Raw genomic sequence first — 14,360 nt, 5'->3', positions numbered from 1 at the left:
CGCGCCATGACCTCGGCGGCCTGCGGGCCCTGCAGCGCCAGCAGGCCCCGCTCTAGCACCTCGACCTCATGCCCCGCGGAGAGCCCACGGCGCAGATGAGCGATGTCCTGCTCCTGGCAGGCGGCGTTGACCACCAGGTAGAGGTGGTCGCCGGCGTTGACCACCATCAGGTCGTCGAGGATGCCGCCTTCCTCGCCGGTGAACAGCGCATAGCGCTGCCAGCCCTGCTCGAGGCCGACGATATCGGCCGGCACCAGGGTCTCCAGGGCCTCGGCCGGGGACGGCCCGTGCAGCAGCAGCTGCCCCATGTGGGAGACGTCGAAGAGGCCGCAGGCGCGGCGGGTGTGCTCGTGCTCCTTCTTGACGCCGAGCGGGTACTGCACCGGCATCTCGTAGCCGGCAAAGGGCACTAGCTTCGCGCCCAGCTCACCATGCAGCCCATGCAGCGGGGTATGCTTGAGTTCGCTCATTGCCTCTCCCTCACGGATAGGTGGCTCAAACCGAGGCGGGAGGTGCACAGGGCAACTCCCGCGGTCATCGGGCCGGCCTCAGCCCTTGTCGTGGTCGAGCTCCTCGCCCGGCAGGATCTCCTTGCCGTCGAAGTAATCCCGGGTCAGCTTGAACACCACCGGCGAGAGCAGCGCCAGGGCGATCAGGTTGGGAATCGCCATCATGGCATTGAAGGTGTCGGCCATCAGCCAGATGAAGCCCAGGTTGGCCATGGCGCCCAGCGGGATCGCCAGCACGAACAGCACCCGGTAGAGCATGATCGAACGGGTACCGAACAGGAACTGGAAGCACTTCTCGCCATAGAAGGACCAGCCGAGGATGGTGGTGAAGGCGAAGACCGCCAGTGCCACCGACACGATCTGGTTGCCGAAGCCCGGTAGGGCCGCGTCGAACGAGAGGGCAGTCAGCGAGGCACCGGCCTCCCCCTCGATCCACACCGTCGAGGTGAGAATCACCAGGGCGGTGATGGTGCAGATGATGATGGTATCGATGAAGGTGCCGAGCATCGCGATCATGCCCTGGCGAACCGGGTTCTTGGTCCTGGCCGCGGCGTGGGCGATGGGCGCGCTGCCCAGACCCGCCTCGTTGGAGAAGATGCCGCGGGCCACACCGAAGCGAATGGCCGCCATCACCGCCGCCCCGGCGAAGCCGCCGGCCGCCGCGATCGGGTTGAAGGCGTAGTAGAAGATCAGCCTGAAGGCCTCGCCGATCTGGCCGGCATTGACGATCAGGACCAGGATGCCGGCGATCACGTAGAGGATGCCCATGATCGGCACGAGCTTGCCGGCCACCTTGGCGATCCGCTTGATGCCGCCGAGGATGACTGCGCCGGCCAGCACCATGATCACCACGCCGGTGAGCCCATGGGGGATGCCGAAGGTGGAGTCCAGGGCGTCGGCCACCGAGTTAGACTGCACGGTGTTGCCGATGCCGAAGGCCGCCACGGCCCCGAAGAAGGCGAAGGCACCGCCCAGCCACAACCACTTTTTGCCCAGGCCATTCTTGATGTAGAACATCGGGCCGCCTACATGGAAGCCCGTGCTGTCGGTCTCGCGGTAGCGCACCGCCAGCACCGCCTCGGCGAACTTGGTGGCCATGCCCACCAGCGCCGTGATCCACATCCAGAACACCGCGCCGGGGCCGCCCAGGGCGATGGCGGTGGCCACGCCGGCGATGTTGCCGGTGCCGATGGTGGCGGAAAGCGCCGTCATCAGGGCGTTGAAGGGCGAGATCTCGCCGTCATCATCCTTCTTCTTTTCCCCCGGCACCGGCTTGGCATCCCGCCCCTGCCACATCAGCTTGAAGCCCATGCCGAGCTTGCGCAGCGGCATCAGCTTGAGGCCGATCTGCAGGTAGAAGCCCACCCCCAGCAGCAGGATGAGCATCAGCGGCCCCCACACCACCCCGTTGATGGAGCCGAAAATACTGGTCAAGGTTTCCACGTGAATCTCCCTTAGCGATTGTTGTTTTGATTTGCCCCTCACAGCCCACGATAACAGGCGATCCTCCCGCCCTTCGAATCATCGTGCGCAGGATCGACGAATCGAACCGCGATAAGATAGCGGATCTTGCCGTCTCATCACCACCCTGGCGAGGGTCAGTCCGTCAACGATTCTCCCGCTCAGTGAAAACATATTTCTTATAGGAAACACAGGCGACCCCTCTTCGGAGCCAATACAGAGACACGGACACACTCGCAGAGTAGACCGAATCGACGCCAACGCCGCATCCGGCAGGCGACATCGGCATCGTGCCGCACCACACTCGGCGGATGCGTCGCTCCGCCGATGGGGATTCCCCTCCATGGAGGCTGACAGCTGGACGAATCACCCGGGTCGGGCCACCCTTGAGGTCGGGCACACGCTCCCGAGACGTCGCAGGGGCTCGCCAAACGCCGTCGATGGCGTTAGCATTTGCGAATCCAGAAAACCTTTTTCGTATAGGAAATCCCCATGAGCTCAATTCCTGCCAACCTTCGCTACGCCGACAGCCATGAATGGGTGCTCGACAACGGTGACGGCACCGTGACCGTCGGCATCAGCGACCACGCCCAGGAAGCGCTTGGCGACGTGGTCTTCGTCGAGCTGCCCGAAGTCGGCCGCTCCCTCGCGGTCAAGGAGGAGTTCGGCGTGATCGAGTCGGTCAAGGCCGCCTCCGACCTCTACGCCCCAGTGGCCGGCGAGGTCATCGCCGTCAACGAGGCCCTGGAAGACGCCCCCGAGACCGTCAACGAGGCCCCCTACGAGGGCGGCTGGATCATAAAGGTGCGCCTGGACGACAGCGCCCAGCTCGACGACCTGCTCGACGCCGACGGCTACGCCGCCGTGGCCCAGTCCGACGACTGAGCCGTAACGTCACGCCTGCACTGCCCCGGCCGCCCGGCCGGGGAGTTGATTTCATCGCCCGCGTCGTCCCCGCGACGGCCCTGACCCACGCTACGGTGCCCCCATGCCGATCGATACTCGCCGCCTGGCCGACCTGGCCGCCCACGATGACTTCCTCCAACGCCACAATGGTCCCCGCGAGGCGGACGTGGCGGCCATGCTGGCCACCCTCGGGGTGGAGAGCCTCGCGGCGCTGATCGAGCGCACCGTGCCGGCGGATATCCGCCTGGGACGCGAGCTCGAGCTGGACACACCGCGCAGCGAGGCAGAGGCACTGGACTACCTCCAGCGCCTGGCCCGCCAGAACCGGGTGTTCAAGAGCTATATCGGCCAGGGCTATCACGGCACCCACCTGCCGCCGGTAATCCAGCGCAACGTGCTGGAGAACCCGGGCTGGTACACCGCCTATACCCCCTACCAGCCGGAGATCTCCCAGGGGCGCCTGGAGGGACTGCTCAACTTCCAGCAGATGGTGATGGACCTGACCGGCATGGAGCTGGCCAACGCCTCGCTGCTGGACGAGGCGACCGCCGCCGCCGAGGCCATGGCGCTCTGCCACCGCGCCAACAAGAAGGCCAGGAGCGAGGTGTTCTTCGTCGCCGACGACGTGCTGCCCCAGACCCTGGACGTGGTGCGCACCCGGGCGGCCTACTTCGGCTTCGAACTGGTAGTGGCCCCGGTCGAGCAGCTCGCCGAGGTCGATGCCTTCGGCGCCCTGCTGCAGTACCCGGGCGAAAGCGGCCGGATCCACGACCTGGCGCCGCTGCTGAAGAGCGCTCGTGAGCGCGGCATCATGACCTGCGTGGCCGCCGACATCATGGGCCTGGTGTTGCTCACCGAGCCCGGCGTGCTGGGTGCCGACATCGTCATCGGCACCACCCAGCGCTTCGGGGTGCCGATGGGCTTCGGCGGGCCTCACGCGGCCTTCTTCGCCACCAACGACAAGCTCAAGCGGTCAATCCCGGGGCGCATCATCGGCGTCTCCCAGGACAGCCGCGGCGGCCAGGCACTGCGCATGGCGATGCAGACCCGAGAGCAGCATATCCGCCGCGAGAAGGCCACCTCCAACATCTGTACCGCCCAGGCGCTACTGGCCAACATCGCCGGCTTCTATGCGGTCTATCACGGCGCCGAGGGGCTGCGGACCATCGCCTCGCGCATCCATCGCCTGACCACCCTGCTGGCCCTGGGCCTTCGGGACAAGGGCGTTCAGCTGGCCCACGACAGCTGGTTCGATACCCTGCGCCTGACCGACGTGGACGCCGGCAAGCTCCATGGCCGCGCCCTGACCCGCGAGATCAACCTGCGCCATTTCGAGAACGGTGACGTCGGGGTGAGCCTCGACGAGACCACCACCGCCCGTGATCTCGATATACTGTTCGACGTGCTGCTGGGCGAAGAGCACGGCCTCTCCGTGGCCGCCCTGGACGAGCGGGCGGTGGCCGAGGGCGCGAGCGGGATTCCGACGGCCTGTCGGCGCGAGAGCGAGTACCTGACTCACCCGACCTTCAGCCGCTACCGCAGCGAGACGGAGATGCTGCGCTACCTCAAGCGCCTGGAGAACAAGGACCTGTCGCTGACCCATGCGATGATCCCGCTGGGCTCCTGCACCATGAAGCTCAACGCCACCAGCGAGATGATCCCGATCAGCTGGCCGGAGTTCGCCAACGTGCACCCCTTCGTGCCCCGCGATCAGGTGGCCGGCTATCAGCAGATGATCGACGAGCTCTCCGCCTTCCTGGTGGAGGTGACTGGCTATGACCACATCTCCATGCAGCCCAACTCCGGGGCCCAGGGCGAGTACGCCGGACTGGTGGCGATCCGCCGCTACCAGGCGGCCATCGGCGAGGGGCACCGCGATGTCTGCCTGATCCCCAGCTCCGCCCACGGCACCAACCCGGCCTCGGCGGCCATGGTCGGCCTCAAGGTGGTGGTGGTGGAGTGCGACGCCCATGGCAATATCGACGTCGACGACCTGCGCGCCAAGGCCGAGCAGCACGGCGAGGTGCTCTCCTCGATCATGATCACCTACCCCTCCACCCACGGGGTGTTCGAGGCCAACGTGCGCGAGGTATGCACGATTGTCCACGAGCATGGCGGCCAGGTCTACGTGGACGGCGCCAACATGAATGCCCAGGTGGGCCTGACCCGCCCCGGCGACTTCGGCGGCGACGTCAGCCACCTCAACCTGCACAAGACCTTCTGCATTCCCCATGGCGGCGGCGGCCCGGGCATGGGCCCGATCGGCGTCAAGGCGCACCTGGCGCCCTTCGTGTCGAACCATGTGGTGACGCCCATCGCCGGCGTCAACGATGACTGCGGCGCAGTATCGGCGGCCGCCTTCGGCTCGGCGTCGATCCTGCCGATTTCCTGGGCCTACATCAAGATGATGGGCGCACGCGGCCTGCGCGAGGCCACCGAACTCGCGATCCTCAATGCCAACTACATCGCCGCCCGGCTCGGCGAGCACTACCCGGTACTCTACCGCGGCGAGAACGGCAGCGTGGCCCACGAGTGCATCATCGACATCCGCCCGCTCAAGGCCGCCTCCGGGATCAGCGAGGAGGACATCGCCAAGCGCCTCATGGACTACGGCTTCCATGCCCCGACCATGTCCTTCCCGGTGCCCGGCACGCTGATGATCGAGCCCACCGAGTCGGAGTCCCGCTACGAGATCGACCGCTTCTGCGACGCCATGATCGCGATCCGCGAGGAGATCCACCGGGTCGAGGCCGGCGAGTGGCCGGCAGACGCCAACCCGCTGGTGAACGCCCCGCACACCCAGGCCGACCTGATGGACGAGGCCTGGGAGCGCCCGTACTCCCGCGAGCTGGCGGCCTTCCCCACCCCGGCGGTCAAGGCCTCCAAGTACTGGCCGGCGGTGAACCGGGTCGACAACGTCTTCGGTGACCGTCAGCTGATCTGCTCCTGCCCCAGCATCGACGAGTATCGCGACTGATCGAGGCGGCTGACCCGAGCGCCGGTCGCTCGGCGCCGGCGCCTGAACGCAGCAGGCCCCGCCATCGGCAGGGCCTGATACGTTGAAGGATCGGTTTGACCAAATAAGAAATGGAACTTATATAGATATGACAGGTTCGGGCGTCCCACCCGTGCCTCACCTCCGTACGACGCCACAACAATTCCGTACGACACCACAACAATCACAGGAGTGATGCCATGACATCCCCGTCATCCTCGATGCCCCCGGAACCGTCACATACCCTGGACAACCCGGCACGCCGTACCCTGCTCAAGGGCAGCGCCGGTGCCCTGGCGGCGCTGGGCCTGATGCAGCTGACCCCGGTCGCCCGGGCGGAACCGGCCAGCTCGCTGCCCGACTACGTGGCCTGGAAGCGCCAGCAGGACCTGATCGTCCACGGCCGCGAGACCATCGAGACCGAGCGCGGCGCGATCCGCAGCGGCGTGGTCACCCCCAGCCGCACGCTGTTCGTGCGCAACAACCTTCCCGCCCCGGACGAAAGCATCACCGATGACCCCGATGCCTGGGAAATCAGCATCGAGGGCGTCAATAATCCGCGCAGCTTCACGCTCGCAGAGCTCAAGCGTATGGACGTCACCACCGTTGCCTCGGTACTGCAGTGTTCCGGCAACGGCCGCGCTTTCTTCGCCCACGGGGCCGGCGGCACCCAGTGGACCGTCGGCGCGGCGGGCTGCGTGGTATGGACAGGCGTCCCCCTCAAGACCGTGGTGGAGGCCCTGGGCGGACCGGTCGACGGCGCCCGCTACATTACCGGCACCGGTGGCGAGAAGATACCCGAGGGGCTTGATCCCAAGGACATCATGGTCGAGCGCTCGGTGCCCATGGAAGCCATGGAGTCCGCCATCCTGGCCTGGGAGATGAACGACGAGCCTCTGGACCGCGCCCATGGCGGGCCGCTGCGGCTGGTGGTCCCAGGCTACTACGGGGTCAACAACGTCAAGTACGTCAAGCGCCTGGCCATGACCGAGTCACAAACGGACGCCAAGATCCAGGCCTCCGGCTACCGGGTGCGCGAGGTTGGCGTGGGCGGCTCGCCGGACCAGCCCTCCATGTGGGACATGAACGTCAAATCCTGGGTGACCCTACCCCTGGACACCACCCACGAGGGCGAAAACCTGATCTACGGGGTCGCCTTCGGCGGCACCACGGCAATAGAAAGAGTCGAGGTCTCGGTGGACGGTGGCGACAGCTGGCAGGAGGCGGAAATCATCGGCCCGGACCTGGGACCTTACGCCTGGCGTCCCTTCGTCCTCAAGGCCAGCCTCTCCCCCGGCGAGCACCGCATCGTCTCACGGGCCACCGACGTGGCGGGCAACAGCCAGCCCCGCGAACGCGTCGAGAACGAACGAGGCTATGGCCATAACGGCTGGGAGGATCATGGCGTCACCGTGACGGTTTGATCCCGCTCCCCAACGGGCAGCGGCCACCCGGCCGCTGCCTTTCGCATGACGCAAGTCCTTCCGAAAGAGGAATCTCAATGGCGAAGTCCTTCGCGCCCCTGCTCGGCGTAACCGCCCTGCTCTGCCTGCCCGCCCTGGCCGATCAGGACCCGGCGGCACGCGGCCAGGCCCTGTTCACCGGCGAGGCCACCCCCGCCTGCGCGATCTGTCATACCCTGGCCGCGGCCGGCACCAGTGGCCAGGTCGGTCCCAATCTCGACCAGCTGGGCCCCACCACCGACATGGTGAGGAACGCGGTCAGCCGCGGGGTCGGGGTAATGCCGGCCTACGCGGATTCACTGTCCAGCGATGATATCGAGGCGCTGGTGACCTTCGTCACCGGCGCCACCGGAGGCGACTGACTACCACCGCCCGGGCCGCCCGTGACGGCCCGGGCGGCCCTCCCTCAGCCGAACCCCGGCTGCTCGCTGTAGCCGTAGAGCGCCTGGCGGCGCTGCTCGCGGAAATCCTCCAGTAAACGGGCATAGCGGCGCGGGATCTCCATGCCGCGGCGACTCACCAGATGCAGCGTCTCGTGGACCGCCACCGGCAGGTCCAGCTCCTTCACCTGGCGCTGCCACGGCGAGGTCTCCAGCACCAGCCGCGACACCACGGTGAACCCCAGCCCCCGGGCCACCGCGTCCAGCACCATCCCCACCTCGTTGGTGAAGCCCTGGCGACGGAAGTGACTGATCGAGTGGAACTCCTCCGGGAAGTTGCTGCGCAGCAGGGCGCCGGCGTGGTTGAGGCCGTCGGAGTAGTTGATGAAGCCGATGCCCATGAGGTCGGCCAGGCCACTGCCGGCGAAATCCGCCGGAACCACCAGGCACAGGGGCTCGCGGTGCCAGGGCTCCACCGTCAGGTCGGGCTGGCGGACGGGGTCGGTGACGATGCCCAGGTCGTAGCGGCCGGCCTGCACGTCCTGCGTGATCTCGTGGTTGAAGGCGAAGCTGTAGCTCACCGTGAGGCCGGGATGCATCTGCTGCTGGCCCAGCAGGAAGGGATAGAGCATCACCCCGACGCTGCCCGGCGAGGCCAGGCGGCAGTCCCCGGAGTAGAGGGAGTCGGCATCCAGCGAATGGCGGAACTGCTCGTGCTCGGCGAACAGCTTCAGGGCATAGTCGTAGGCCCGTCGTCCCGCCTCGGTCAGCGTGAAGCGGCGGCCATGGCGCTCGAGCAGCGGCTTGTCGAGGTACTGCTCGAGCTTGCGTACGTGCTGGCTGACGCCGGGCTGGGTCATCTCCAGGCGCCGTGCCGTCAGGGTGAAGCTGCCGGTCTCGACCAGGGTGATGAAGGTGCGAAAGTAGAGCGCGTTGAACATGACGGGCCAGATGACGGATGGACAGGGCATTGTAGCACCGGGCAACAAGTTGCCGTGATAGCATCGGCAGGAACGACACAAGCGACAAGGACGCCTGAATGCCCGACACCATCTCCAGCATCATCTCCCCGGAAGGCAGCCTCGAGATCCTCTCCCAGCATGAGGTCAGCCGCCTTCACGACACCTCCAAGGCCGGGCTGCATGACCTGCTCCGCCGCTGCTCGCTGGCAGTGCTCAACTGCGGTTCTCCCACCGATGACAGCGTCGCACTGCTGGAGGCCTACCACGACTTCGATATCGAGGTGATTCCCCAGGACCGCGGCATCCGCCTCAAGCTCACCAACGCCCCGGCCGAGGCCTTCGTCGACGGCAGGATGATCCGGGGGATTCGCGAGCACCTCTCCTCGGTACTGCGCGATATCGTCTACGTCTACAACGAGATCCAGGGGCACCAGCGCTTCGATCTGACGACCGCCGAAGGCACCACCAATGCGGTGTTCCATATCCTGCGCAAGGCCGGCACCCTCAAGCCGGGCCGCGATCCCAGCCTGGTGGTGTGCTGGGGCGGCCACTCCATCTCCCGGGAGGAGTACGAGTACAGCAAGGACGTGGGCTACCACCTGGGTCTTCGCGAGATGGACATCTGCACCGGCTGCGGTCCCGGCGCCATGAAGGGCCCCATGAAGGGCGCCAACGTGGCCCACGCCAAGCAGCGCCGACGGGAGGGCCGCTACCTGGGGGTCTCGGAGCCCGGCATCATCGCCGCCGAGGCGCCCAATCCCATCGTCAACGAACTGGTGGTGATGCCGGACATCGAGAAACGCCTGGAGGCCTTCGTGCGCCTGGGCCACGGCATCATCGTCTTCCCCGGCGGGGTGGGCACGGCCGAGGAGATCCTCTACCTGCTCGGCATCCTGCTCCACCCGGACAACGTCGACGTGGAACTGCCGGTGATCTTCACCGGCCCGGCGAACAGCGCGGACTACTTCGCGCGCATCGACGAGTTCCTGACCTACACCCTGGGCGAGGGAGCGCGGGAGCGCTATCGCATCATCATCGACGACCCCACCGAGGTGGCGCGCACCATGCGCAAGGGCATCGATGCGGTGGCCGACTACCGCAGGAGTCGCCAGGACGCCTTCTATTACAACTGGCGTCTGACCATCGACCGTCCCTTCCAGGAGCCCTTCGACCCCAGCCACGAGGCCATGGCCAGCCTGGCCCTGCACCGCAACCAGCCCGTTCATGAGTTGGCCGCCAACCTGCGCCGCGCCTTCTCGGGGATCGTCGCCGGTAACGTCAAGGAGCAGGGTATCCGCGCCATCCAGGCCCGTGGCCCCTTCCGCCTGCAGGCAGAAGCGGAACTGATGTCACGCCTCGACGAGCTGCTCGACTCCTTCGTCGCCCAGGGCCGCATGAAACTCTCCGGCGACTACGAGCCCTGCTACACGCTGGGATAGCGGCAAACAGGGCACATAGCAAGAGGCAAGCCAACGCAGGAACGCAAACCCCGCCGGCATCAACGCCGCGGGGTTTCTGGTGATGGCGCCTGGATGACCTCGGCCTGAGGCCCCTGACGTCAGGCGCTGGGCGCCTTCAGCCAGATCGACAGCGCGTGAAGCAGCAGACCCAGGGTGGTGCCATGGGCAATCAGCAGCTCCCAGCCGATGAAGTCGGTGAACAGGACATGGTAGAGCCCCATGCCCGCCAGGCCGACCACCATGCTGAGGCCCAGGCGCCCCATCAGGCGGGGCAGGCGGGCCCGAGCCTCGGCCTCGAGCAGGCGCCAATGGGCGGCGGCGACGCCGGCTACCACCACCAGGGCGATCAGGATCAGGTTGAAGCGGTTGTCATGGCCCCCCACCAGGTAGCGCGGGAGGGTCGACAACATCAGCAGCACCAGTCCCAGCATGAGGCTGAGCCGCTCGGGGGTAGGCTGAGCACCCATTTCAGGCCACCTTGAGCGCTTCGGACTCGATCCACTCCTCGACCCAGGGCAGCGCGGCGTCATCGGCCATGAAGGTCTCCATGGCGTCGACCTCCAGCCGCTCACCCAGGCGTGTGGCGCCCTGCCCCTGCAGCAGCTCATCGAGCTGGCGACCGGCGCCGCAGAAGGTCTCGCCGTAGGAGCTGTCGCCCAGGGCGATCAGCCCATAGCGCAGCGAGGCAAGACCGGGACTCTGCTCGGCGATGGACCGGGCGAAGGGCACGAAGTTGCCCGGGTAATCGCCACTGCCGGTGGTGGAGACACAGAAAAGCGCCAGATCGGTAGGCGACCCCGTGAGATCTTCCAGGGTGGGGTTGTCGTAGATGGCAACGGAATAGCCGGCCTCCTCCAGCAACGGCTTGACCTGCTCGGCGACGTCCAGGGCGCCGCCATACATGGTACCGACAAAGATCTTGAGCATGGGCATGTCCTGAGTATACCTGAGAATTCTGGTCAGATATTAACACGACTCATTGCTGTCTCGCATCTTCACCGCCGCAGGGACGGGGCATTTCGCCGCACGCATTCTCCTGCAAGGCCAGGGAGAGACCGAGTATAATACTGGGTCTCTTCCCCACCCTGCACGGGAGGCAACATGCAGCAGACCTTCGAGGCCTGGATCACCCCGATCATGATCGGAGGACTGATCCTGTTCATGGGCTTCATCATCTGGGACCTAGCGAAGAAATCCAACGCCGGCCGCTTCGGCACCCTGATGCTGTTCATCGTGCTCGGCGCCGGCATGCTGGGCTACATCCTCAAGGTAGTGATCACCTGGGTGCTGGAAAACGGAGGCTCGGTCTGACGCCTCCCACTCACTCCCCTGCCCCACCCCCCGCCCAGGCACACAGGACAACGCCCTCAAGCGGAGAACGCCACCCTCGGGGGTGGCGTTCCACGTCTCGCGGCGGCGCTGTCTTCAGTGGGCCTCGCCAAGATAGCCTTCCACCTGGCTCTTGAGCTTCTGCCCCGGCCGGAAAGTCACCACGCGCCGGGCGGAGATCGGGATCTCCTCACCGGTCTTGGGGTTGCGGCCCGGCCGCTCGCGCTTATCGCGCAGGTCGAAGTTCCCGAAGCCGGAGAGCTTGACCTGCTCGTTTTCACGCAGGCAGGCGCGTATCTCCTCGAAGAAGGCCTCCACCATGGACTTGGCCTCGCGCTTGGAGAGTCCCAGCTCGGCGTGCAGATGCTCGGCCAGCTCGGCCTTGGTCAGTGCACCCATGTTCACTCCCTCGTATGGGGTCCGCCTCACGGCCGTTGCCGACTCACCTGCCCGTCTCGCTGGAACATTCTCTCGCCGCACAGCCACGCAGCGTAACCGAAAGGCTTATCCGCGAAGCTCCGCGCCCAGGTGATGACGGGACTCGGTAATGATGGCATCGACCAACTGATTGATTTCCTCGTCATTCAGCGTGCGCGAAGGATGCTGCCAGGTCAAGCCCAGGGCCACACTCTTGCGACCTTCGGGGACGCCCTTGCCCTGGTAGACATCGAACAGGCGGCACTCGGTGAGCCACTCACCGGCCTGGCCACGGAGCGTGTCCAGCAGCGCCTGAACCGGCAGGTTCTCGTCGACCAGGAAGGCCAGGTCGCGGCGCACCTCCGGGAACCGCGATAGCGGAGTGAACGCCGGCACCCGGCCATGGGTCAGGGCGTCCAGGCGCACCTCGAACAGCACGGCGTCCACCTTCAGCCCCAGCTGGGCGCGCACCGCAGGGTGCAGGGTGCCGATCCAGCCGGCCTCCTCGCCGCGATGCAGGATCCGCGCGCACTGGCCCGGGTGCAGCGCCGGATGCTCGGCGGGCTCGAAGCGCCAGGCCTCGGGCTCGCCACCCATGGCCAGCAGGCTCTCCAGATCCCCCTTGAGGTCGAAGAAGTCGACCCTCTCGGGACTGGCCGCCCAGCCCTCGGGGTCTCGGGAGCCGCATACCAGAGCGCCCAGCATCGGAATCTGCTGCAGGTCATCGAGCTCACCACGGAAGATCAGGCCGGTCTCGAAGAGGCGCACCCGAGTCTGCTGACGGTTGAGGTTATGCTCGAGCGCTCGCACCAGGCCCGGAAAGAGACTGGCCCGCATCACCGACAGGTCCGCGGAGATGGGGTTGGCCAGCACCGGCGAGACCGCCTCGGGCAGCAGCGCCTTCTGCAGTTCGGGGGCAACGAAGCTGTAGGTCACCGCCTCCTGGTAGCCGCGGGCCACCATCTGGCGACGCAGGCGGCCCAGCGGGGTACGCGCCTCATGGTCGGGGCGCAGCCCGAGGCGGGCCTGGGGACGACGCACCGGCAGACGGTTGTAGCCATGGATGCGCGCCACCTCCTCGATCAGGTCCTCCTCGATGGCGACATCGAAGCGCCAGCTCGGCGCCACGGCGCTCCAGCCGAGCTCATCCGTCTGCACCGCCATGCCCAGGCGTTCCAGGATCTCGGTGACCTCATCGGCAGGCAGCGACTTGCCCAGTGCCTGCTCGAGTCGCGCGGCGCGCAGGCGAACCCGGCGCTCGGCGGGCAGGTGCTCGGGGCTTGCCACCTCCACCAGGGGACCCGGCTCGCCGCCGGTGATCTGCAGCAGAAGCGCCGTGGCGCGCTCGGCCGCCTCACGGGCCAGGCCAGCGTCCACGCCACGCTCGAAGCGGTGGGAGGCGTCGGTGTGCAGACCGTAGCCGCGCGCCTGGCCGGCCACCGCCAGGGGAGCGAAGAAGGCCGACTCCAGGAAGATGTCGCGGGTCTCGGTATTCACGCCAGAGTGCTCGCCCCCCATCACCCCGGCGATGGCCAACGGGCCACGCTCGTCAGCGATCACCAGAGTGCCATGGGTCAGCGTCACCTCCTGGCCGTCGAGCAGCACCAGACGCTCGCCCGCCCGGGCCAGGCGCACGACCACGGCACCATGCAGGTTGGCTCGATCGAAGGCGTGCAGGGGCTGGCCGAGCTCCAGCATCACGTAGTTGGTGACATCCACCACCGGATCGATGGCGCGAATGCCGCTGCGACGCAGGCGCTCCACCATCCACAGCGGCGTTTCGGCGGTCACGTCGACGCCCTTGATCAAGCGGCCGATGTAACGCGGGCAGTGTTCGGGGTCCTCGACGCGCACCGCGAAGGTCTCGTCATGGGTCGCGGCGACCGCCGCGATGGCGGGCCCGCCCACCGGCAGGCGGTTGAGCACGCCAACCTCGCGGGCCAGGCCCTTGAGGCTCAGGCAGTCGCCGCGGTTGGGCGTCAGGTCCACCTCGATGGTATGGTCATCCAGGCCCAGCCAGAGGCGGAAGTCCTCGCCCACCGGGGCGTTCGCCGGCAGCGCAAGGATGCCCGGGGAGGTCTCCTCCTCGAGGCCGAGTTCCGAGGCGGAGCAGATCATGCCGCGGGACTCCTGGCCGCGCAGCTTGGCCTTCCTTATCTTGAAATCGCCGGGCAGCAGGGCACCGACCCGGGCGAAGGGCACCCTCTGCCCCACCGCCACGTTGGGCGCCCCGCACACCACCTGCACCGGCGCGCCGGAGCCGTCGTCGACCCGGCATACGCTGAGCTTGTCGGCATCGGGATGCTGGAGCTTCTCCAGCACCTGGGCCACCACAACGCCATCGAAGACCGCCGCCACGGGCTCGACGGCATCGACCTCGAGGCCGGCCATTGTGATCTGGTCGGCCAGGGCCTGGGTGGCAAGCTGCGGTGACACCCACTCGCGCAGCCACTGTTCGGAAAATTTCATGACAAATCC

The 14,360-nt window shown here is 66.9% G+C and carries 12 protein-coding genes and 1 pseudogene; 6 read left to right on the top strand and 7 right to left on the bottom strand.

Annotated features, from left to right (window positions below; translation table 11 throughout):
• Both gcvT and IBX53_RS02200 read right to left on the bottom strand, forming a co-directional pair.
• Positions 1–470, bottom strand: a pseudogene (gcvT, locus tag IBX53_RS02205) (glycine cleavage system aminomethyltransferase GcvT); the annotation flags it as partial.
• 78 nt (positions 471–548) lie between these two features.
• Positions 549–1,952, bottom strand: a complete 1,404-nt coding sequence (locus tag IBX53_RS02200) for a sodium:alanine symporter family protein (protein WP_290904676.1) — start codon at positions 1,950–1,952, stop codon at positions 549–551.
• Between the two features lie 510 nt (positions 1,953–2,462).
• Between IBX53_RS02200 and gcvH the strand changes: the two genes are divergently transcribed.
• From gcvH to IBX53_RS02180, 4 genes are all read left to right on the top strand, one after another.
• Positions 2,463–2,855: a glycine cleavage system protein GcvH gene (gene gcvH / locus IBX53_RS02195; RefSeq protein WP_290904672.1), complete on the top strand. Its 393-nt coding sequence runs from the start codon at positions 2,463–2,465 to the stop codon at positions 2,853–2,855.
• A gap of 103 nt (positions 2,856–2,958) precedes the next feature.
• Positions 2,959–5,853 (top strand): aminomethyl-transferring glycine dehydrogenase, encoded by a 2,895-nt coding sequence (gene gcvP, locus IBX53_RS02190; RefSeq protein WP_290904669.1) that lies wholly within the window; start codon positions 2,959–2,961, stop codon positions 5,851–5,853.
• A 218-nt stretch (positions 5,854–6,071) separates the two neighbouring features.
• Complete coding sequence (locus tag IBX53_RS02185; RefSeq protein WP_290904666.1) at positions 6,072–7,295, top strand: sulfite oxidase; 1,224 nt, start codon at positions 6,072–6,074, stop codon at positions 7,293–7,295.
• A 77-nt stretch (positions 7,296–7,372) separates the two neighbouring features.
• The gene (locus tag IBX53_RS02180) at positions 7,373–7,696 is read left to right on the top strand and encodes a cytochrome c (protein ID WP_290904663.1); all 324 of its coding nucleotides are present in this window, start codon (positions 7,373–7,375) and stop codon (positions 7,694–7,696) included.
• Between the two features lie 44 nt (positions 7,697–7,740).
• Here IBX53_RS02180 and IBX53_RS02175 read toward each other — a convergent pair whose 3' ends face one another.
• Positions 7,741–8,655 carry a LysR family transcriptional regulator gene (locus tag IBX53_RS02175; protein ID WP_290904685.1) on the bottom strand — a complete coding sequence of 305 codons (915 nt, stop codon included), beginning with the start codon at positions 8,653–8,655 and terminating at the stop codon, positions 7,741–7,743.
• Between the two features lie 98 nt (positions 8,656–8,753).
• Between IBX53_RS02175 and ppnN the strand changes: the two genes are divergently transcribed.
• A complete protein-coding gene (ppnN, locus tag IBX53_RS02170) occupies positions 8,754–10,115 on the top strand; it encodes a nucleotide 5'-monophosphate nucleosidase PpnN (protein WP_290904661.1) in 1,362 nt (453 codons plus the stop codon).
• 119 nt (positions 10,116–10,234) lie between these two features.
• On the opposite strand, the gene IBX53_RS02165 is transcribed toward ppnN, so the two are convergent.
• Positions 10,235–10,603: a hypothetical protein gene (locus tag IBX53_RS02165; protein ID WP_290904657.1), complete on the bottom strand. Its 369-nt coding sequence runs from the start codon at positions 10,601–10,603 to the stop codon at positions 10,235–10,237.
• A gap of 1 nt (position 10,604) precedes the next feature.
• Entirely contained in the window at positions 10,605–11,069 is a 465-nt protein-coding gene (locus IBX53_RS02160) for a flavodoxin (RefSeq protein ID WP_290904655.1), read from the bottom strand.
• Between the two features lie 168 nt (positions 11,070–11,237).
• Here IBX53_RS02160 and IBX53_RS02155 point away from each other — a divergent pair, with 168 nt between their 5' ends.
• On the top strand, positions 11,238–11,447 hold the full coding sequence (locus IBX53_RS02155; RefSeq protein WP_290904653.1) for a DUF2788 domain-containing protein: 210 nt from the start codon (positions 11,238–11,240) through the stop codon (positions 11,445–11,447).
• A 114-nt stretch (positions 11,448–11,561) separates the two neighbouring features.
• Here the strand turns inward: IBX53_RS02155 and ihfA are convergent, their stop codons facing one another.
• Positions 11,562–11,864 carry an integration host factor subunit alpha gene (gene ihfA / locus IBX53_RS02150; RefSeq protein WP_290904649.1) on the bottom strand — a complete coding sequence of 101 codons (303 nt, stop codon included), beginning with the start codon at positions 11,862–11,864 and terminating at the stop codon, positions 11,562–11,564.
• 105 nt (positions 11,865–11,969) lie between these two features.
• A complete protein-coding gene (gene pheT / locus IBX53_RS02145) occupies positions 11,970–14,351 on the bottom strand; it encodes a phenylalanine--tRNA ligase subunit beta (protein ID WP_290904646.1) in 2,382 nt (793 codons plus the stop codon).
• Positions 14,352–14,360 lie beyond the last annotated feature (9 nt).

The organism is Halomonas sp. (genome assembly GCF_014859505.1).
Lineage (GTDB): Bacteria > Pseudomonadota > Gammaproteobacteria > Pseudomonadales > Halomonadaceae > Halomonas.
Note: the sequence above shows the minus strand (reverse complement) of the source record. Positions and strands in the feature narration are given on the sequence as shown.